General features: G+C 64.7%; 20 protein-coding genes. 8 read left to right on the forward strand and 12 right to left on the reverse strand.

The features are described 5' to 3' along the window. Position 1: 1 nt before the first annotated feature. The 4 genes from gatA to rpsU all read right to left on the reverse strand — a co-directional run bounded on the left by gatA (position 2) and on the right by rpsU (position 3,002). On the reverse strand, positions 2 to 1,486 hold the full coding sequence (gene gatA, locus RM192_RS13940) for an Asp-tRNA(Asn)/Glu-tRNA(Gln) amidotransferase subunit GatA (RefSeq protein WP_311508158.1): 1,485 nt from the start codon (positions 1,484 to 1,486) through the stop codon (positions 2 to 4). Between the two features lie 156 nt (positions 1,487 to 1,642). Next, positions 1,643 to 1,945, reverse strand: a complete 303-nt coding sequence (gene gatC / locus RM192_RS13945) for an Asp-tRNA(Asn)/Glu-tRNA(Gln) amidotransferase subunit GatC (protein ID WP_311508159.1) — start codon at positions 1,943 to 1,945, stop codon at positions 1,643 to 1,645. Between the two features lie 104 nt (positions 1,946 to 2,049). Further along, positions 2,050 to 2,646 (reverse strand): FKBP-type peptidyl-prolyl cis-trans isomerase, encoded by a 597-nt coding sequence (locus RM192_RS13950; RefSeq protein WP_311508160.1) that lies wholly within the window; start codon positions 2,644 to 2,646, stop codon positions 2,050 to 2,052. A 149-nt stretch (positions 2,647 to 2,795) separates the two neighbouring features. Continuing rightward, positions 2,796 to 3,002, reverse strand: a complete 207-nt coding sequence (gene rpsU, locus RM192_RS13955; protein WP_144902223.1) for a 30S ribosomal protein S21 — start codon at positions 3,000 to 3,002, stop codon at positions 2,796 to 2,798. A 186-nt stretch (positions 3,003 to 3,188) separates the two neighbouring features. Between rpsU and crcB the strand changes: the two genes are divergently transcribed. Genes crcB through RM192_RS13985 form a run of 6 tightly spaced genes read left to right on the forward strand, consistent with a single transcriptional unit; the run spans position 3,189 to position 7,189 of the window. Continuing rightward, a complete protein-coding gene (gene crcB / locus RM192_RS13960) occupies positions 3,189 to 3,590 on the forward strand; it encodes a fluoride efflux transporter CrcB (RefSeq protein WP_311508161.1) in 402 nt (133 codons plus the stop codon). Further along, positions 3,587 to 5,005 (forward strand): RluA family pseudouridine synthase, encoded by a 1,419-nt coding sequence (locus tag RM192_RS13965; RefSeq protein WP_311508162.1) that lies wholly within the window; start codon positions 3,587 to 3,589, stop codon positions 5,003 to 5,005. The genes crcB and RM192_RS13965 overlap by 4 nt, the downstream gene beginning before the upstream one ends. Before the next feature lie 9 nt (positions 5,006 to 5,014). Continuing rightward, positions 5,015 to 5,617: an FMN-binding negative transcriptional regulator gene (locus RM192_RS13970; RefSeq protein ID WP_311508163.1), complete on the forward strand. Its 603-nt coding sequence runs from the start codon at positions 5,015 to 5,017 to the stop codon at positions 5,615 to 5,617. After that, entirely contained in the window at positions 5,614 to 6,270 is a 657-nt protein-coding gene (locus RM192_RS13975) for an HAD-IA family hydrolase (RefSeq protein WP_311508164.1), read from the forward strand. Before RM192_RS13970 ends, RM192_RS13975 begins: the two co-directional genes overlap by 4 nt. Continuing rightward, the gene (locus RM192_RS13980) at positions 6,267 to 6,497 is read left to right on the forward strand and encodes a hypothetical protein (protein ID WP_311508165.1); all 231 of its coding nucleotides are present in this window, start codon (positions 6,267 to 6,269) and stop codon (positions 6,495 to 6,497) included. Before RM192_RS13975 ends, RM192_RS13980 begins: the two co-directional genes overlap by 4 nt. Further along, positions 6,494 to 7,189 (forward strand): ATP12 family protein, encoded by a 696-nt coding sequence (locus RM192_RS13985; protein WP_311508166.1) that lies wholly within the window; start codon positions 6,494 to 6,496, stop codon positions 7,187 to 7,189. Before RM192_RS13980 ends, RM192_RS13985 begins: the two co-directional genes overlap by 4 nt. A gap of 13 nt (positions 7,190 to 7,202) precedes the next feature. Here the strand turns inward: RM192_RS13985 and RM192_RS13990 are convergent, their stop codons facing one another. The 4 genes from RM192_RS13990 to RM192_RS14005 are packed head-to-tail and all read right to left on the reverse strand — an operon-like array spanning position 7,203 to position 10,787. After that, positions 7,203 to 7,778 carry an ABC-type transport auxiliary lipoprotein family protein gene (locus RM192_RS13990; RefSeq protein WP_311508167.1) on the reverse strand — a complete coding sequence of 192 codons (576 nt, stop codon included), beginning with the start codon at positions 7,776 to 7,778 and terminating at the stop codon, positions 7,203 to 7,205. Positions 7,779 to 7,791: 13 nt separating this feature from the next. Continuing rightward, positions 7,792 to 8,751 (reverse strand): MlaD family protein, encoded by a 960-nt coding sequence (locus RM192_RS13995; protein ID WP_311508169.1) that lies wholly within the window; start codon positions 8,749 to 8,751, stop codon positions 7,792 to 7,794. 9 nt (positions 8,752 to 8,760) lie between these two features. Continuing rightward, a complete protein-coding gene (locus RM192_RS14000) occupies positions 8,761 to 9,669 on the reverse strand; it encodes an ATP-binding cassette domain-containing protein (protein WP_311508170.1) in 909 nt (302 codons plus the stop codon). Further along, on the reverse strand, positions 9,669 to 10,787 hold the full coding sequence (locus RM192_RS14005; protein ID WP_311508171.1) for an ABC transporter permease: 1,119 nt from the start codon (positions 10,785 to 10,787) through the stop codon (positions 9,669 to 9,671). Before RM192_RS14005 ends, RM192_RS14000 begins: the two co-directional genes overlap by 1 nt. A 128-nt stretch (positions 10,788 to 10,915) precedes the next feature. On the opposite strand from RM192_RS14005, the gene RM192_RS14010 reads away from it, so the two are divergent. Then, positions 10,916 to 13,699 (forward strand): valine--tRNA ligase, encoded by a 2,784-nt coding sequence (locus tag RM192_RS14010; RefSeq protein WP_311508172.1) that lies wholly within the window; start codon positions 10,916 to 10,918, stop codon positions 13,697 to 13,699. Positions 13,700 to 13,721: 22 nt separating this feature from the next. Beyond that, the gene (locus RM192_RS14015) at positions 13,722 to 14,465 is read left to right on the forward strand and encodes a 7-carboxy-7-deazaguanine synthase QueE (RefSeq protein WP_311508173.1); all 744 of its coding nucleotides are present in this window, start codon (positions 13,722 to 13,724) and stop codon (positions 14,463 to 14,465) included. A 104-nt stretch (positions 14,466 to 14,569) separates the two neighbouring features. Here RM192_RS14015 and ssb read toward each other — a convergent pair whose 3' ends face one another. The 4 genes from ssb to RM192_RS14035 all read right to left on the reverse strand — a co-directional run bounded on the left by ssb (position 14,570) and on the right by RM192_RS14035 (position 18,069). Further along, positions 14,570 to 15,112: a single-stranded DNA-binding protein gene (ssb, locus tag RM192_RS14020; RefSeq protein ID WP_311508174.1), complete on the reverse strand. Its 543-nt coding sequence runs from the start codon at positions 15,110 to 15,112 to the stop codon at positions 14,570 to 14,572. Positions 15,113 to 15,211: 99 nt separating this feature from the next. Continuing rightward, positions 15,212 to 17,068, reverse strand: a complete 1,857-nt coding sequence (locus RM192_RS14025; RefSeq protein ID WP_311508175.1) for a ferrous iron transporter B — start codon at positions 17,066 to 17,068, stop codon at positions 15,212 to 15,214. Next, positions 17,065 to 17,322 carry a FeoA family protein gene (locus RM192_RS14030; protein WP_311508176.1) on the reverse strand — a complete coding sequence of 86 codons (258 nt, stop codon included), beginning with the start codon at positions 17,320 to 17,322 and terminating at the stop codon, positions 17,065 to 17,067. Before RM192_RS14030 ends, RM192_RS14025 begins: the two co-directional genes overlap by 4 nt. Positions 17,323 to 17,415: 93 nt before the next feature. Continuing rightward, on the reverse strand, positions 17,416 to 18,069 hold the full coding sequence (locus RM192_RS14035) for a COQ9 family protein (RefSeq protein WP_311508177.1): 654 nt from the start codon (positions 18,067 to 18,069) through the stop codon (positions 17,416 to 17,418).

Below are 18,069 nucleotides of genomic sequence, written 5' to 3' on the forward strand. Positions count from 1 at the left end.
GTTACCACCACTTCTCGGGGCGCGCGGTGAACTGCGCGCGGGCTTCGAGCGCGAGGCCCGCATTCAGCACGCCCTGTTCGTCGAACGCCTTGCCGATGACCTGGAGGCCAAGCGGCAAGCCGCTGCGGTCAAGCCCGGCGGGCACCGACATGGCAGGCAGGCCCGCAAGGCTGGCCGGCACCGAGAACACGTCGTTGAGGTACATTTCCAGTGGGTCGGCGCTCTTCTCGCCCAGCGCGAAGGCCGAGGACGGCGCGGTGGGGGCGAGGATCACGTCGCACTTTTCGAATGCCAGCGTGAAGTCGCGGGCGATCAGCGCGCGAACCTTCTGCGCCTGCGTGTAGTAGGCGTCGTAGAAGCCTGCCGAAAGCACATAGGTGCCGATCAGGATGCGGCGCTTTACCTCAGGCCCGAACCCAGCGGCGCGAGTGGCGGCGTACATGTCTTGCAGGCCAGCGCCATCGGGCAGGTCACGCAGGCCGTAACGCACGCCGTCGTAGCGGGCGAGGTTCGAGGAGGCTTCTGCCGGTGCGATGATGTAGTACGTGGGCAGCGCGTACTTGGTGTGGGGCAGCGAGATATCGACGATCTCGGCACCTGCATCCTTGAGCCAGGCGATGCCGTCATCCCATGATTTCGCAACGTCGGGGTCCATGCCGTCGAGGCGATATTCGCGCGGGATGCCGACTTTCTTGCCCTTCATGTCGCCTGAAAGACTGGCGGTCCATGCGGGCACGGGCAGATCGAGGCTGGTCGAATCCTTGGGATCGAACCCGGCCATGGCTTCAAGCATGATCGCGCAATCGGTGACGTCGCGCGCCATCGGGCCTGCCTGATCGAGCGAGGACGCGAAAGCGACGATGCCCCAGCGCGAGCAACGGCCATAAGTCGGCTTGATGCCCGAGATGCCGGTGAAGGCGGCGGGCTGGCGGATCGAGCCGCCAGTGTCGGTGCCGGTGGCGGCAGGCGCAAGGCGCGCGGACACCGCAGAGGACGAGCCGCCCGACGAGCCGCCGGGAGCCAGCGGCGCGGTGCTATCGGGGCGGCGCCATGGCGAGATCACATTTCCGAACGCGCTGGTTTCGTTGGAGGAACCCATCGCGAACTGATCGAGGTTGAGCTTGCCGAGCATGCCGGCGCCTGCGTCCCACAGCTTCTGCGAAACGGTCGATTCGTACTGCGGCTTGAAGCCTTCGAGGATCTTCGACGCGGCGGTGGTCTGCACGCCTTTGGTGGCGAACAGGTCCTTCATGCCGATCGGCACGCCCGCGAGCGCGCCCAAAGCCTTGCCTGCGGAGCGGTCCGCATCGACCTTGGCTGCCGCTTCCAGCGCCTTTTCCGGCGTGGTCACGATGAAGGCATTCAGTGCAGGCTGGGCCTCGGCCACGGCGGTATTGAACGCGGTGGCGACTTCAGTTGCGGTGAAATCACCCTTGGCAACGCCATCGCGGATGGCGGCAATGCCGAGATCTGTCAAAGCAGTCACTTCAAAACCCCACTCTATCCTGCTCCCCCGCGAAGGCGGGGGCCTCAGGAGTTTGCACGTCAAGGCACGAGGCCCCCGCCTTCGCGGGGGCACGTAGCGCCTTGATGCCTGCGATCCCCGCCTGCGCGGGGATGCTCGAATGATCTGCCGCGCAGATCATTCGATCACCTTGGGCACGCCGAAGAAGCCGTGTTCGGGTGCGGGCGCGTTGGCCAGCACCGCTTCGCGCATGTCGCCGCCGGTCAACGGATCGGCATTTACCACGTCGGCGCGCAGGCGCTGGGTGTTGGGGATGACGGCGGTCATCGGCTCGATCCCGGTCACATCGACTTCGGCCAGTTGCTCGACCCAGGCGAGAATGCCGTTCAGTTCGGGCACCATCGCCTCAAGTTCGGTCTCGGAAACCTTGATGCGGGCCAGCGAGGCGATCTTGGCCACGGTGGCGGTATCTACGGACATGGGTGGATACTCTCGCGGGGAAATGAGGAACGCCGCGCGCTACCAGAGCGCGCGGCGTGCTTCAAGCCGAGGTGGGCGCAGGATTGCGCCTGCCCGGCACGGGATCAGGGTTGCGGAGCGCCCTGAGGCATCGGCATCGCACCTTGGGGCATCGCACCTTGGGGCATCGCGCCCGGTGCACCGCCGGGTGCGCCTGCGCCGCCCTGCATCTTCTGCATCTGCTCGAGCATCATGCGCTGCTGCTCAAGCTCGGCCGAGCTCTTGTAATCGATCAGCTCGATCTCGAAGACGAGATCGGAGTTGGCGGGAATAACGACTTCGCCGGTCTGCGGGTTGCGCTTTTCTTCGGCGCCGTAAGCCTTCTCAGCCGGGATCTCGAGGGTGTACTTGCCGCCCTTCTGCATCTTGGCGAGGCCTTCGGAAAAGCCGGGAATCACGGTTTCCAGCGGAAGAACCGCGCGTTCACCGCGATCGAATTCCTTGCCGTTGGCGAGGCGGCCAACGTAGTTGATCAGCGCGACGTCGCTTCTGGTGGGTGATGCGCCGGTTCCGGCCTTCACCGTCTCGATTTCAACGCCCTTGTAACGGGTGGCATAAGCAACGCCCGAGCCGACCAGCACGGCGACGATGACGCCAAGCCAGATCTTGGTGAGCGAGCCCTTGGCGACGGGCTGGAGCGGAACGCGGGTGATTTCCGACATGACTTCCCCCTGGAAACGCGACTCGAGCGAGGCGCGCCGGATTCGATAAGGTCCCGGACACGAAAAAGGGCGCCGGGGTGCGGCGCCCTCTTGGCCCAAGCGGGCTCAAACGGCAAGTGCCAGATGGGGCGTTTCCGCCCCGTCCGACCTTACTTGCCGCCGTCACGCTCCTGGCGCTTGCGCTCAAGCTTGCGGGCGCGGCGAACGGCAGCAGCCTTCTCGCGAGCGCGCTTTTCCGAGGGCTTTTCGAAGTGACGGCGCAGCTTCATTTCGCGATAAACGCCTTCGCGCTGCAGCTTCTTCTTGAGCGCACGAAGGGCTTGGTCGACGTTGTTATCGCGAACGAGAATCTGCATAAACCGCTACACCTCAATCTGATGGCGAGAGCCCGCTATGCCTGCGGGAATCACCGTAATTCTTGAAAACACTAAACGGGCCGAATCCAACGGGATCGGCTCGGACCGGCGGGCCACTACCCAAATCGGCCAGCAAAGGCAAGCAAAGTCGTGCAATTGTCGGCCAGTCGGTTTAAGGGGCGCGGCATGAACCTACCTTCGACAATACAGGCGAGCACGCTCGTCGCCCTTGGCGGTGCGACCGGTGCAGTCCTGCGCTTTCATGCAGGACGCCTGATCGGCGCCATATCCGGCCCCAATGCCGTGTTCCCCTGGGGCACATTCTCTATCAATGTTGTCGGCAGCGTGGCCATGGGCCTGCTCGCCGGATGGCTTGTCCGCCATGGCAGCGCGGGCGAGGCGTGGCGCCTGCTGATCGGCGTCGGCGTACTGGGCGGCTTTACCACGTTCTCGGCATTCAGCCTTGAAACGGCGCTGCTGATCGAACGCGGACTGATCGGCCCGGCTGTGCTTTACGCCGCAGGTTCGGTCATCGCCGGAATTGCAGGCTTGTTCATCGGCCTTACCATTACGAGGGCCGTGGCATGAGCAAGGCACCGAAGAACGCGGGCGAAGATCACGTCCGCCAGTTCACCGTCCAGCATGACGATAACGACGTGCGGCTGGACCGGTGGTTCAAGCGGAACCTGCCGGAAGTCGGCTTTGCCACGGTATCGCGCTGGGCGCGCACCGGACAGATCCGCGTGGACGGCAAGCGCGCCGATGTGGATACACGTCTGCTGAAAGGTCAGGTTCTGCGCGTGCCGCCGGGCGGCGCACTGCCCCCCGGCCCCAAGGGCCAGCGCGAACGCAAGCCCTTGACCGATGCACAGATCCAGCTCGCCGAATCAATGGTGCTGGAAAAGGACCGCGCCGCGATCATCCTCAACAAGCCGCCGGGCCTTGCCACGCAAGGCGGCAGCGGCACTTATGAGCATGTCGACGGTTTGCTCGACGCTTTCGTGGGCGAGACCGACGCCCGCCCGCGTCTGGTCCACCGCCTCGACAAGGATACCTCGGGCGTGCTGCTTATCGCGCGCTCGGCCAACAGTGCGGCGTTCTTCTCGAAGCGGTTCTCTGGCCGCACTGCTCGCAAGATCTACTGGGCGCTGATCGTCGGCATTCCCGACATCAAGGACGGCATGATCGAACTGCCGATCTCCAAGCAGCCAGGCACCGGAGGCGAGAAGATGATGGTGGACGAGAGCGGCGAGGGCCAATCGGCGCGCACCCGCTATCGCGTGATCAGCCGTGCGGGCAATTCGGCGGCGTGGGTGGAACTGCAGCCACTGACGGGGCGCACCCATCAGCTGCGCGTCCACATGGCCGCCATTGGCCATCCCATCGTGGGCGATGGCAAGTATGGCGGGCAAGGCGCGTTCCTGACCGGCAGCATCAGCCGCAAGATGCACCTGCACGCGCGCCGGTTGCGAATCGAGCATCCCGAAGGCGACCTGATCGATGTGACCGCGCCCCTGCCCGATCACTTCGCGGCAAGCATGGCGCAGCTTGGGTTCCATGAGGAAGACGGCGATCTGGCGATCGATCCGATCAAGCCGATCCCCGAGAAGACCATGCAGAAGCGCGCGGCCAAGGCGCATTCCAAGGAATATCGCAAGGAGCGCCGGGGCGAACGCCGCAAGCGCGCTGATGGCGGGACCGCGTCGGGTGGCGGCGGGCGCAAGGCCACCGGCAAGCGCGCCGTGGCCGAAGCGGCAGCTGCGCCAAAGCGCAAGTCATCGCCGAAGACCGGCGTAGATGGCGTGCTCGCGCGGGCTCCGGCACGCTCTGGTCCGAAGGCGGCCGGAAAACCGGCTGGTGCGAAACCCGCTGCGCGCAAACCTGCAGGCACAAAGGCTCCTGCAGGCAAGTCCACTGGCAAGCCTGCTGCGGCGCGTTCTGCAGCCCCGCGTCCCGCGGCCCCTTCACGGCCCAAGGGTCCGCCGAAGGGCAAGGCTGGCTAACGGGCGCCGATGCATCCCAATCCCGCCTTCCGTCACGATGACCGCGACTTGCTGGAAGCCCTGATCGCCGAGGTCGGGTTCGGGATGGTATTCGCGGCCACGCCCGACGGTCCGCGCGTGGCGCATGTGCCGCTCATCTCGACCGGCGACGGCGCGCTGCAGTTCCATCTGGCACGTGGCAACGCACTGGCGCGGCACCTCGACGGGATGACCGCGCTGGCGGTGGTGAACGGGCCAGATGGCTATGTTTCCCCGCGCTGGTACGCCGATCAAACGCAAGTGCCGACGTGGAACTACGTCGCGCTGGAACTCGAAGGCCGGGTGCGGCGGATGGATCAGGACGGGTTGCAAGCGCTGCTCGAAACTGTGACCGCCACGAACGAGGTCCGGGTTTCCGAAGGCGAGCCATGGACAATGGACAAGATGCCGCCCGAGGCCTCGCGCAGGATGATGGCGGCAATCGTCGGCTTTGAAATGGAAGTGCAGGCTTGGCGGCCTACATTCAAGCTTTCACAGAACAAGTCGGCCGACGAACGCGCACGCGTCGCCGCCGGACTTGAGGCGGAAGGGTCCCCGGCGATGGCAGAACTCATGCGCAGGCTGATCCCGTGAAACTGGCCATATTCGATTGCGACGGCACGCTGGTAGATAGCCAGGCCGACATCTGCGCAGCGATGGACGCAGCGTTCGCAGCCGCTGGACTGGTCGCACCTGAGCGCCATGCAACGCGCCGGGTGGTCGGCCTATCTCTGCACGAAGCGATGCGGCAACTGCATCCCCAAGGCGAGCACGCGGCCCACGCCGACCTTGCCCAGCTTTACAAGGACGCCTTCCGCGCGCGGCGCGAGGCGGGCGCGGTGGCAGAGCCGCTCTATGACGGGATCGCCGGGCTGGTCGAGGAACTGGCCGGACAGGGTTGGCAGCTTGCAGTGGCGACGGGCAAATCGGACCGGGGGTTGGCGCATTGTCTGGCCACGCACGGACTGACCAGGCATTTCGTGTCGCTGCAAACCGCTGACCGCCATCCCTCCAAGCCCGACCCTTCGATGATCGAGCAGTGCATTGCCGATGCAGGAGCCGACCGCGCGCGCACTGCGATGATCGGCGATACCGTCTATGACATCGCCATGGCCTGCAACGCGGGCGTGACCGGGTTTGGCGTCGATTGGGGATACCATGAGACCGATGAACTGATCGAGGCGGGCGCGGCGGCGGTAGCGACCAGCGTGGCGCATTTGCGCGATCTGTTGCGGGGGCTGGAATGAGCGGTGAGCGTGATCCTGTCGCAGGACGGTTCGCAGCGCTGCAACTGGCGCGGCTTTCAGGCGCGATATTCGTGCTGCTGGGCGCCCTGCTGATCGCAGGCAAGCCGCCGACCTGGCTGGCGGGCATACCAAGCTTTGTCGGCTACATTCTGGCCGCCATCGGACTGTTCGAATTTTTCGCGCTGCCGCGCATGCTGGCGCGCAAGTGGAAATCCCTGGACCAATGAAGCGTTTCTACAAGCAAGTAACCGTCATCGAAGCCGAAGGCGGTTTCGGGGTGGCACTGGACGGGCGTGCGATCAAGACGGTGAGCCGCAATCCGCAGGCCGTTCCGACACGCGCGCTCGCCGAAGTGATGGCCGCAGAATGGGATGTGCAAGGCGACGAGATTGATCCCGCCGCATTCCTGTTCCGTGACATGGCCGATTACGCGATCGATGTAGTTGGCCCGGACCGGGATGCTGCGGTGGAATGCCTGCTGCCTTATGCCGCCACCGATACGCTGTGCTATCGCGCCGAACCGGACGAGGCCTTTGCCATCCGCCAGCGAGAGGTGTGGGAGCCGTTGCTGCTGGAGGCGGAAGCGCGGCTCGGCGTGCGCTTCGTGCGCGTGGCGGGTGTGATGCACAAGCCGCAAGCGCCCGAGACGCTGGAGCGGCTGCGGGGCGAACTCAGCGGATTCGATGCCTTTTCGCTTGCCGCCTTGCGTAACACCGCCAGCCTTGCCGCTTCGCTGGTGATCGGCCTTGCCGCGCTCACGCCCGGGGCTGACATCGAGGCGCTGTGGAACGCGGCCAATCTTGAGGAAGACTGGCAGGCCGAACTTTGGGGCAAGGACTGGCAGGCGATGGAATTGCGCGAATTGCGGGCCGGAGCCTTTGCCGCTGCGGCCCGTTTCGCGGCGTTGGCCCGAGGCTAGGTCCCGTTATTCGTTAACCCACCCAGTCCGCCACGGCCTGAGCCACGGTGTTTGCCGCTTCGTTGAGTGCCGGGCCGACGAACTTTGCTTCGGCCTCGGTCACCGGAACCATACTTTCGAAGCGGCGGGTTTCGATCCTGCCGCCGCCTGCTTCCTTGATCGCGTCGAAGCGCACCACGGCCATGCGGCTGCGGGCATCGTAGCCCATGTCGAGCAGGCGGCCTGACAGGTGCAACCCGCTGGCACCCGGATCGCTCTCGATCACCAGCCGCCCGCCCTTGGCACGGATGGTTTCGGCAAGCAGACGCTGGAACAGGCGTGAAGGGCGCTCGACCCACATCGTTTTCTTGAGATAGGCGACATTCGCGTCGTCGATCTGCACCGGCACGCGCGTGACCGAAAGGCGCGCTTCGGCCGACGGCTCGAGCACGACCAAGGCAGTGGCAAACGTGCCGCTGGCGCTGGTGCCTGCCGCGGGCGCGTTGACCGGGCGCAGCGAAAGCAGCGTGTCGGGCACCTTGGGGCCAAGGCTGACGCAGCCTGCCAGCGCGGCGGAGAGCGAAATCGCGATCAGGGTTCTGGCGTTCATGTCTCTCGCCTCCTCAGTTCTTGTAATCAGGCAGTTTGGGACCGCCGACGAAGCCGCCCACGCCCTGGTCGTTGATGCGGTCGGTGACCTCGCGCAGCGACTTGGTGGTCGCCTGCAGATCGCGGATCGCGGCTTCGGCGGCGGGCAGAGTGCGTTCGTTGAGCTGGCGGGCAGCGGGCTTGGCCTCACCCAGCGTCGATTGCAGTTCGTCCGCCGCGCCTTGGGCCGATTTGAGTGTCTGGCGCAATTGCTTGGCCAAGCCGTTTCCTTCGTCATTGAGCATCGAATCAGCCGAGTTCGTCAGCTTTTCGAAGCTGGCCAGCGAATAGTTGGCTTGCCTCAAGGTCGCCTGCAGTTCGGCCATGGTCCGCTTCACGTCGGGCGAGGCATCGGCAAGGTTGCCGCTCAGCCGGTCTGTGTTGCTCAGGATGTTCTCGATCGACTTCTGGTTCTTGTCCGACAGCACCATGGTCAGGCGCTCGGTCAGCGTGGCCAGGCGTTCGAGCAGCAGCGGCGCATTCGAGAGCAGCTCGCCAAGGCCGGAGCGCTTGGTCGGGATCACCGGAACGCCCTCCGGACAGGTGGCGCGCTTGTTTTCCTTGGGGCATTCGATCGGTGGTGCGCCCTTCACGGCGCCGGTCAGCTGGATCGTGGAAACGCCGGTAAAGCTGCCCTGAAGGCTGGCAATCGTCCCCTGAAGGATCGGCACTTTCTGGTCGACCGCGATGCGCACGCGCACGAATTCCGGATCACGCTCCCACAGCTCGATTTCCTTGACCTGCCCGAACGGGACGCCCGAGAACGACACTTCGGAACCCTTGGCGAGGCCATCGACCGACTGTTTGAAGAAGATGTCGTATTCGTTGAGCTCGCCCCGGTTGAGGCGCGCGATCCAGATGGTCAGCACTGCCGTCGCTGCGATCAGCGCCAGCGTGACCAGACCGACCCAGATGTGGTTTGCCCGCGTTTCCATGGCCTGTCCTTATTCCTCACCCTGTTCGAGCGTATTGGCCTGCGCGGCCTTGCTGTTTGGCAACGCCGCGCGCACCGCATCGTGCCGTGCCTGCGCGTCTTGCGCCGCCCGCCCGCGCGGGCCGTTGAAATATTCCTGAATCCACGGATGATCGAGCGCGAGCAGTTCCTCGATCGTGCCCACCGCGATCACCTTCTTGTCCGCGATCACTGCCACCCGGTCGCAGATTTCGTAAAGCGTATCGAGATCGTGGGTGATCAGGAACACGGTCAGCCCCAGCGTCTGCTGCAATTGCAGGATAAGCTGATCGAACGCCGCCGCGCCGATGGGATCGAGTCCCGCCGTCGGCTCGTCGAGAAACAGCAGTTCGGGATCGAGCGAGAGCGCCCGGGCAAGCCCTGCACGCTTGCGCATGCCGCCTGAAAGTTCGGACGGATATTTGCTGGTCGCCTCGGCGGGGAGGCCCGACAGCAGCACCTTGTAGCGCGCGATCTCGTGGCGCAGCTCGTCGCTGATCTCGGGGTAGAACTCACGCAAGGGCACTTCGACGTTTTCGGCCACGGTCAGCGTGGAGAATAGCGCGCCGCCCTGAAACAGCACGCCCCAGCGGCTGCGGATATCGATATCGGCATCGTCCTGCGCATCGGTGATCGATTCGCCGAGCACTTCGACCGTGCCCGATTCCGGGATCTGCAAACCGATGATCGTGCGCATCAACACCGACTTGCCGGTGCCCGAGCCGCCGACCACGCCGATGATTTCGCCCTTGCGGACATCGAGATCGAGTCCGTCGTGAATGACGTGGGTTCCGAATACATTGCGGATGCCGCGCACGCGGATCGGGTATTTCCCGTCGAACGGCTCCGGCATGTCGGGCAGATCATGCTCGGCTGCCGGGATGGTTTCGGCTTCGCTCATCAACCCCACCCGATTTCGGTGAAGAAGATCGCGAAGAACGCGTCGAGCACGATCACGGTGAAGATCGCCATGACCACCGCCGCCGTGGTGCGCGCGCCAACTTCCTCGGCGTTGTTCTTGACCTGCATGCCCTGGTAGCAGCCCGCCAGCGCGACGATCAGGCCGAACACCGGGGCCTTGGTGATGCCCACCCATACGTCGTGCAGCGGCACCACTTCCTGAATGCGCTGGAGGAACGTGAAGAACGGGATGCCGAGCGTAAGCGACGACAGGAACGCGCCACCGATGATGCCGAGAAAGGCCGAATAGAAGCCGAGCAGCGGCATCATGATCATCGTGGCGACAATGCGCGGCACGACCAGCGCTTCCATTGGCGAAACCCCGATGGTGCGCATCGCGTCGACCTCTTCGGTCAGCTTCATCGTGCCGATCTGTGCGGCAAAGGCGGAACCGGAACGGCCCGCCACCATGATCGCGGTCATCAGCACGCCAAGTTCGCGCAAGGTCAGGCGGCCGACGAGGTTGACGGTGTAGATCTCTGCGCCGAACTGGCGCAACTGAACTGCGCCCTGCTGGGCAATCACGATGCCGACGAGAAAGCTCATCAACCCGATGATGGCGAGCGAGTTGACGCCGACCAGTTCCATCTGGTGGATCAGGGCCTTGCCGCGAAAGCGCGAGGGATGGCGGATCAGGCTGCCAATCGACAGAATGATCTGTCCGAGGAAGCCGAGCACCTGCAGGAAGCCCCTGCCCAACCCGATCATCACATCGCCGACATGTTCGGGCACGCGCTCGAGCAGCGGCAGGCGCGGGGCGCGGATCGAATGGGCGTTTGAATCAGCCTGGCTGATCGCGTCGATCAGGCGCTTGGCCTCTTCCTTGCAGCCGACGACTTCGGCCCCGGTATCGCGCGAGAGGCGCCACACCGTCCACGCGCCGACCGTATCCATATCGCTCACGGCCGACACATCGATTTTCGCCACGGATTCGCCAAAATCGCGCAGCCGCTGATCGGTCAGCCCCAGCGAGGACACGGTCATCGGCCCGCTGAACGCGAGCACGGCCCCTGCATCCCCGGAGCCGGGCGTAAGCTGAAAATCTGTTAAAGCCCGCATGTTGTCCGCTTCATGCGGGAATTCGGGCAAGGCGACAAGTGCAACACATGCGCCGTAACGAAGGAACTCGCGTTGCGGTTCCCCGCAATGCTTGCAGCGCGGGCGCTGCAATGGCAAGGCGCAGCCCCATGAGCGCACAGAATTCCGCAGAACTCGCCAAGACATTCGAGCCCGCAGGCCTCGAAGCCAAGTGGTACGCCCATTGGGAGCAGAACGGTCTGTTCCGGCCCGAACGCCCGGACGCCGCGCCGTTCACCATCGTGAACCCGCCGCCGAACGTGACCGGATCGCTCCATATCGGCCACGCGCTCGACAATACGCTGCAGGATGTGGTGATCCGCTATGAACGTCTGCGCGGCAAGGATGCGCTGTGGGTCGTCGGCACCGACCACGCCGGCATCGCCACGCAGATGGTTGTCGAGCGGCAGATGGAAGCGAAGCAGGACAAGCGCACCAACTACACGCGCGAGCAGTTCATCGAAAAAGTGTGGGAGTGGAAGCACGAGAGCGGAGGCACGATCACCGGCCAGCTTCGGCGGCTGGGCTGTTCGATGGATTGGTCCAGAGAGCAGTTCACGATGGACCCGCACTTCACCAAGGCCGTGGTCAAGGTGTTCGTCGACCTCCACCAAAAGGGCCTGATCTACCGCGACAAGCGGCTGGTGAACTGGGACCCCAAGCTGAAGACCGCGATTTCCGACCTTGAAGTGGAAACGCGCGAGACGCAGGGCGGCTTCTGGCACTTCAAGTATCCGCTGGCAGACGGCGTTCACCGTGACGATGGCCTCGACTATATCGAGGTTGCGACCACGCGCCCCGAGACGATGCTGGCCGATATGTGCGTGGCGGTTCACCCTGAGGATGAGCGCTACAAGTCGGTTATCGGCAAGGATATCCTGCAGCCGCTGACCGGACGCCGGTTCAAGGTGGTGGCCGATGAACACGCCGACCCGGAACTGGGCAGCGGCGCGGTGAAGATCACACCGGGGCATGACTTCAACGACTTCGAAGTGGGCAAGCGCGCCGGGATCAAGGCGGGCGACATGCTCAACATGTTCGATGCCGAGGCCAAGGTTGTGCAGACTTCGGACGGACTGGTGCCGGATGAGTTCATCGGCATGGACCGCTTCGATGCGCGCAAGCTGGTGGTGGAAAGGATGAAGGAAGCGGGCTTCCTCATCCCGCACATCACGAAGGACAAGGAAGGCAACGAGATTGCCGCCGACTTCGAACCGCGCACAATTCAGACGCCGTTTGGAGATCGGGGCGGCGTGGTGATCGAACCGTGGCTGACCGACCAGTGGTACGTCGACGCCGAAAAGCTGGCCGTCGCGCCACTCGAAGCGGTGCGCTCGGGCGCAGTCGAGATCGTGCCCAAAACCTGGGAAAAGACCTTCTTCAACTGGATGGAGAACATCCAGCCTTGGTGTGTTTCGCGCCAGCTGTGGTGGGGACACCGGATTCCGGCTTGGTATGCCGAGGACGGCGAAATCTACGTCGCGGAGAGCGTAGAAGAAGCACAGGCGCTTGCCGGTAACAAATCGCTGACCCGCGACTCAGACGTCCTCGACACGTGGTTCTCCTCGGCACTGTGGCCCTTCGCAACGCTCGGCTGGCCCGATGAACCGGCAGCCCAACCCCCGTTCGTGTCGAGCGAAGTCGAAACACCTGCGTCCGGCATCTCGACTACGCTCGATGCGAACGGATCAGGTAAGTCCCTCCTTGCCAAACACTACCCCAACGACCTGCTCGTTTCGGGTTTCGACATCCTGTTCTTCTGGGATGCCCGCATGATGATGATGGGGCAGGCCATGACCGGGCAGAACCCGTGGAAGCGCCTCTATCTCCACGGGCTTGTCCGTGCGGCGGATGGTGCGAAGATGTCGAAGTCGAAGGGCAACGTGGTCGATCCGCTGCTGCTGATCGACAAGTACGGCGCCGATGCGCTGCGCTTCTTCATGTGCGCGATGGAGAGCCAGGGCCGCGACGTGAAGATGGATGAGAAGCGCGTCGAGGGTTATCGTAACTTCGCGACGAAGCTGTGGAACGCCGCGCGGTTCTGCCAGTCGAACGGGATCACCGGCAGCACCTCGGTTGCCGCGCCTGTGGCGACCAGCGCGGTCAACAAGTGGATCATCGGCGAGGTGGTCGAGACGCTGGGTGCGCTCGATCAGGCGATGGCCGACTTGCGCTTCGATGCGGCGGCGAACACCGTCTATCACTTCGTCTGGGACCAGTTCTGCGATTGGTACATCGAACTGGTGAAGGGCAACTTCGACGAGGAAACCAAGGCGGTTGCCGGCTGGGTGCTCGACCAGATCCTCGTCATGCTCCACCCGTTCATGCCTTTCGTGACCGAGGAGCTGTGGCACGCGCTGGGCAGCCGCGACGGCGAGTTGATCGTGGCGGCATGGCCTGCGCCAGAGGCTTCGGTTGATGCCGAGGCGAAGCGCGAGGTCGAGTGGCTGATCGCGCTGGTTTCCGCCCTGCGCACCGCCAAGAACGAACTCGGCATTGCGCCGGGGGCGCGGCTCGAAGCCTACCTGCCCGAGCCGTCGACGCAAACGCGCGCGATCATCGAGGCCAATCCGGCTGCAATCGAGCGCCTTGCCCGCCTGACCGCGATCCGCTTCGAGGCGGCCCCTGCGGGTGCGGCGATGCAGATCGGCGCGGGCGATGCCAACCTGATCGTGCCATTGGAAGGCGTGATCGACATCACGGCGGAAAAGGCCCGTCTTGAAAAGGCGCTGGCGGTTTCGCTGAAGGAGGCCAAGGCACTCGAAGGTCGCCTGTCCAATGCCTCGTTCGTCGAGAAGGCCAAGCCCGAGGCGGTCGAGAAGGCGCGCGCCGATCATGCGATGCACGCTGCCGAAGCCGAGCGGCTGGCGGCGGCACTGAAGCGGCTGGGATGAGCACCAACGATCCGTTCGTGTCGTGCTGACGCTTGCCACCGTCAATCCCGGCGAACCGGAGATCTTTTCGTCGCTGCAGGGCGAAGGGCCGTCGATGGGGCGACCCTCCATCTTCGTGCGGCTATCGCGCTGCAACCTTGCCTGCCGGTGGTGCGACACCGCCTACACCTGGCGCTTCACTGGCGATAACCGCCCGCACCGCGACGAGGTGGCGTTCGAGCGCGGCGATAACCAGCTGACGCTGGATGAGATGGAGGTTGCCGCGCTGATCCTTGCCCATGGCGAGGACCGGCTGGTGATCACCGGTGGCGAGCCGCTGTTGCAGGGCGCAGCGCTGGCCAAACTGGTGGTGCTCCTCAAGGAGGCGCGGCCCGGCCTGCATGTCGAGATCGAGACCAACGGGACGGTAGCCCCTCACCCGGCGCTGGACGGGCTGGTCGACCAGTTCAATGTCAGCCCGAAGCTGGCGCATTCAGGCAATGCGGCAGAACTGGCGCTGGTGCCCGAACGGCTGATCGCGTGGGCGGCTGACTCGCGCGCGTGGTTCAAATTCGTCGTCATCACGACGGCGGACCTTGCCGAGATTGCGCTCTTGCAGGACCGCTATGGCATTGCCGCCGATCACCTGTTCGTGATGCCCGAGGGCACCGCGAGCGCCACTTTGCGCGAACGCTCGCGCTGGCTGGCCGAGGAGGCGCTGGAGCGCGGCTGGCGGTTTACCGACCGGCTGCACATTCATTTGTATGGGGATACGCGGGGGACCTGAGGGCTGATACGCCATGGAGTCCCCGCGAAGGCGGGGACCTCAGGCCGAATAATACCAATCCAGGTTTCCGCGCAGAGGTTTGAGGCCCCCGCCTGCGCGAGGGATCAGAACGGGATGTCGTCGTCGAGATCGTCGCCAAAGCCGCCGCCCGAAGCCGCGCCGCCAGACGAGGCGCCGCCGCCGCCCTGATTCCAGCCACCGCCTGAACCGCCGCGCGAACCGCCGCCGGACGAGCCGCCTTCATTCCAGCCGCCCGAACGGCCACCGCCACCGCCACCGCCGCCGCCAGCACCGGGAGGGCCGTCGAGCATGGTCAGCACCGCGCCGGGGCCTTGCAGAACGACTTCGGTGGAATAGCGATCAGCGCCCTGCTGGTCCTGCCACTTGCGCGTGCGCAGCTGTCCTTCAACGTAAACCTTGCTGCCCTTTTTCAGGAAGCGTTCGGCAACGCCTGCCAGCCCTTCACCGAAGATGGCGACCGTGTGCCATTCAGTGCGCTCCTGCTTTTCGCCGGTGTTCTTGTCCTTCCAGCTTTCGGACGTGGCGATGCGCAAGTTGCACACCTTGCCCCCGTTCTGGAACGAGCGCACTTCGGGGTCGGCACCGAGATTGCCGACGATGATGACCTTGTTGACGCTGCCTGCCATCGAATCGAGTCCCTTTGGAATTTGAACGCTGGCCTAGCGCATCAGGACCGCGCGCGGCGAGTCACGCCACGGCCTTTCCCACAGCGCAGGATGGGCGGACTATCCCAGCCCCAAGGCGGTCGCTATCCAGAACGTGCCGAAGGCGGCGAGATAGGCCAGCGCGAACAGATAGCCGAGCATAAAGGCGGGCCACTTCCAGCCGTTGGTCTCGCGCCGCGCGACCGCGATGGTCGAGAGGCACTGCGGCGCGAACACGAACCACGCCAGAAACGACAGCGCCATCGGCAGGGTCCAGCGCGACTTGAGCTGGTCGCCCAGCGCCATGGCGGTCTGTTCGTCGTCACCTGCGCTGACCGCATAAGTGGTGGCGAGCGAGCTGACCGCGACTTCGCGCGCGGCCATCGCCGGGATGATCGCCAGGCTCATGTCGCGGTTGAAGCCGATGGGTTCGAGCACCACGGCCAGACCGTTGGCGAGCGTGCCCGCGACCGAGGCGTTGATCTGGTCCTGCCCCGGCTCTGCGCGCGGGAAGTTGAGCAGCAGCCACAGGACGATGGTGACGGTGAAGATCATCGTGCCCGCGCGGCGCAGGAAGATCCATGCACGCTGCCACAGGCCGATGGCGAGATCCTTGACCGTGGGCAGCTGATACTTGGGCAGTTCCATGATGAAGCCCGACGCCGCGCCCTTGGTGACCGAGCGGCGCAAGATCAACGCTACGACCATCGCGCCGACGATCCCGGCCACATAAAGCGCGAACATCACCAGCCCCTGCAGGCCTACGCCGGGACCGACCGTCCGGTTCGGGATGAAGGCCGCGATGATCACAGCGTAGACCGGCAGACGGGCCGAGCAGGTCATCATCGGCGCGATGAGGATCGTGGTCAGCCGGTCCTTGGGATCGGTGATGCTGCGCGTTGCCATGATGCCCGGAATGGCGCAGGCAAAGCTCGACAGCAGGGGAATGAAGCTGCGCCCCGACAGGCCGACGCCTGCCATGAGCCGGTCCATGAGGAAGGCGGCACGGGCCATGTAGCCAGTCGCCTCCATCGTCAGGATGAAGAAGAACAGGATCACGATCTGCGGCAGGAACACGACGACCGACCCAACGCCCGCGATGATCCCGTCGGTCACCAGATCGCGCAGCAGGCTCGGGGCTGCGTTGGCCTTGACCAGATCACCCAGCATGCCGACCGCAGCTTCGAGCGCGTCAGCAAACGGCGTTGCCCAGGTAAACACCGCCTGAAACACCACGAACAGCAGCGCAAACAGGATCGGCGGTCCGGCCCAGGGGTGGAGCAGGAGCTTGTCCATGCGCGCGTGGATACGGTGCTTGGCGGTTTCCGAAATAATCGCGCCGCTTGCGATTTCATGCGCGAGCATACGCCTTTCAGGCAGGGTCACGTGCGGGCGCGGCGCGGCTTCGTGCGCCTCGGCGCGGTCCCGCGCTTCGCCAATCGCGGCGGCAAGTTCGCTCAGGCCCCGGCGGCGGACGGCCACGGTGGAAATGACCGGCACGCCGAGCGCCGATTGCAGTGCTGCGGGATCGATGATCAGCCCGTCACGCTCGGCCAGATCGACCATGTTGAGTGCGACCACGGTGGGGCGGCCGAGTTCGATCACTTCCTGCGCGAAGACCAGATGCTGTTCGAGGTTGGAACTGTCGAGCACCAGCACGATGACGTCGGGCCGGGCCTGGCCCGCCTGCTCGCCCATGATGACCTTGCGGGTCACTTCCTCGTCCGGGCTGGTGGAATCCAGACCGTAGGAACCGGGCAGATCGACGAGTTCGACCGGCTCGCCCGTGGGCAGCAGCAGGCGACCTGCCTTGCGCTCCACCGTGACGCCGGGATAGTTGGCGATCTTCTGGCGCGCACCGGTAAGCGCGTTGAACAGCGCACTCTTGCCTGCATTGGGGTTGCCGACCAGCGCGGCGACGGTGGGCATTCTGCTCATGCCGGGACAGTCTGGGCGATGGGCTCCACCGTCATCGCGCGAGCATGGACGCGGCGCAGGGCGACGGTCATGCGCCCAATCTCAACCGCCAGCGGATCGCGCCCCGCGAAGACGCCGCGATAGGCAAGCGTGACCCGCGCGCCAGTGTCAAGGCCAAGCGACTGCAGGCGCTTTGCCTCTTCGGCAACGAGCACAGACCAATCGACCGACGCGATTCGCGCTGGCGTGCCAAGAGGGAGCTGATCGAGTGTCACCCATTCGCGCTGCCATAGCGCGGGAGACTTTGCAAGTCATTCGCAATAGAATTGCGCTGGACCAAAAATCTCCGCCCCACGTGACGGACCGAACTACACCGCCGGATAGCGCAACCTGCCGAGCAGGCGGGTCAACGAGAACGTCTCCCCGCGCGGCTTGAGCACCTTGGCCTTGGCCTTTTCGAACTGCATCACATTCTCGATCCGCCGGTCGAGAAACGCGCGGGCATCGGCGTGGTCCTCGCTGCTGTCATTGGCGTAGACCGAGAGGGTAGCCGCATAGATTGCGCCCAGCGTCACGCGTTTGGTGTAATGGTTGTAATCCGTGGCGGCGTCTCCCGCCAGCCGCCACATCTTGTCCGCGCTTGACCAGCCGAGGCGGGTGGCGGCGGCGACGTTCTGCGGCATGGCCATGATCGCCAGCGCGCGGCGCAGCGCCTCTTCCTTGCCCGCCAAGGCATCGAGCCTGAATTGGACAAGACGGCGGATGCGTTCGCGGATCGAGAGATTGGACAGTTGCGACTGGCTCAGCGCCGCGTCCATGTCCGCATCGATCCGTGCAATCCAGGCGGTGATCATGGCCATGGGTCCGCTCGAAAAAGCGAACCGTGCCAGCGCAGGGTCCACGCCTTCCGCTTCGGCGGCAGCATCTACAGCAGCGTCGGTCCAGCCATCGAAAGCAACGCCGTCGGCAATGGAAGGGGCTAGACGGAGGCGCAGGGCATCGAGCGAAGTGTCGTCGGTCAT

The organism is Novosphingobium sp. MMS21-SN21R (genome assembly GCF_031846015.1).
GTDB lineage: Bacteria > Pseudomonadota > Alphaproteobacteria > Sphingomonadales > Sphingomonadaceae > Novosphingobium.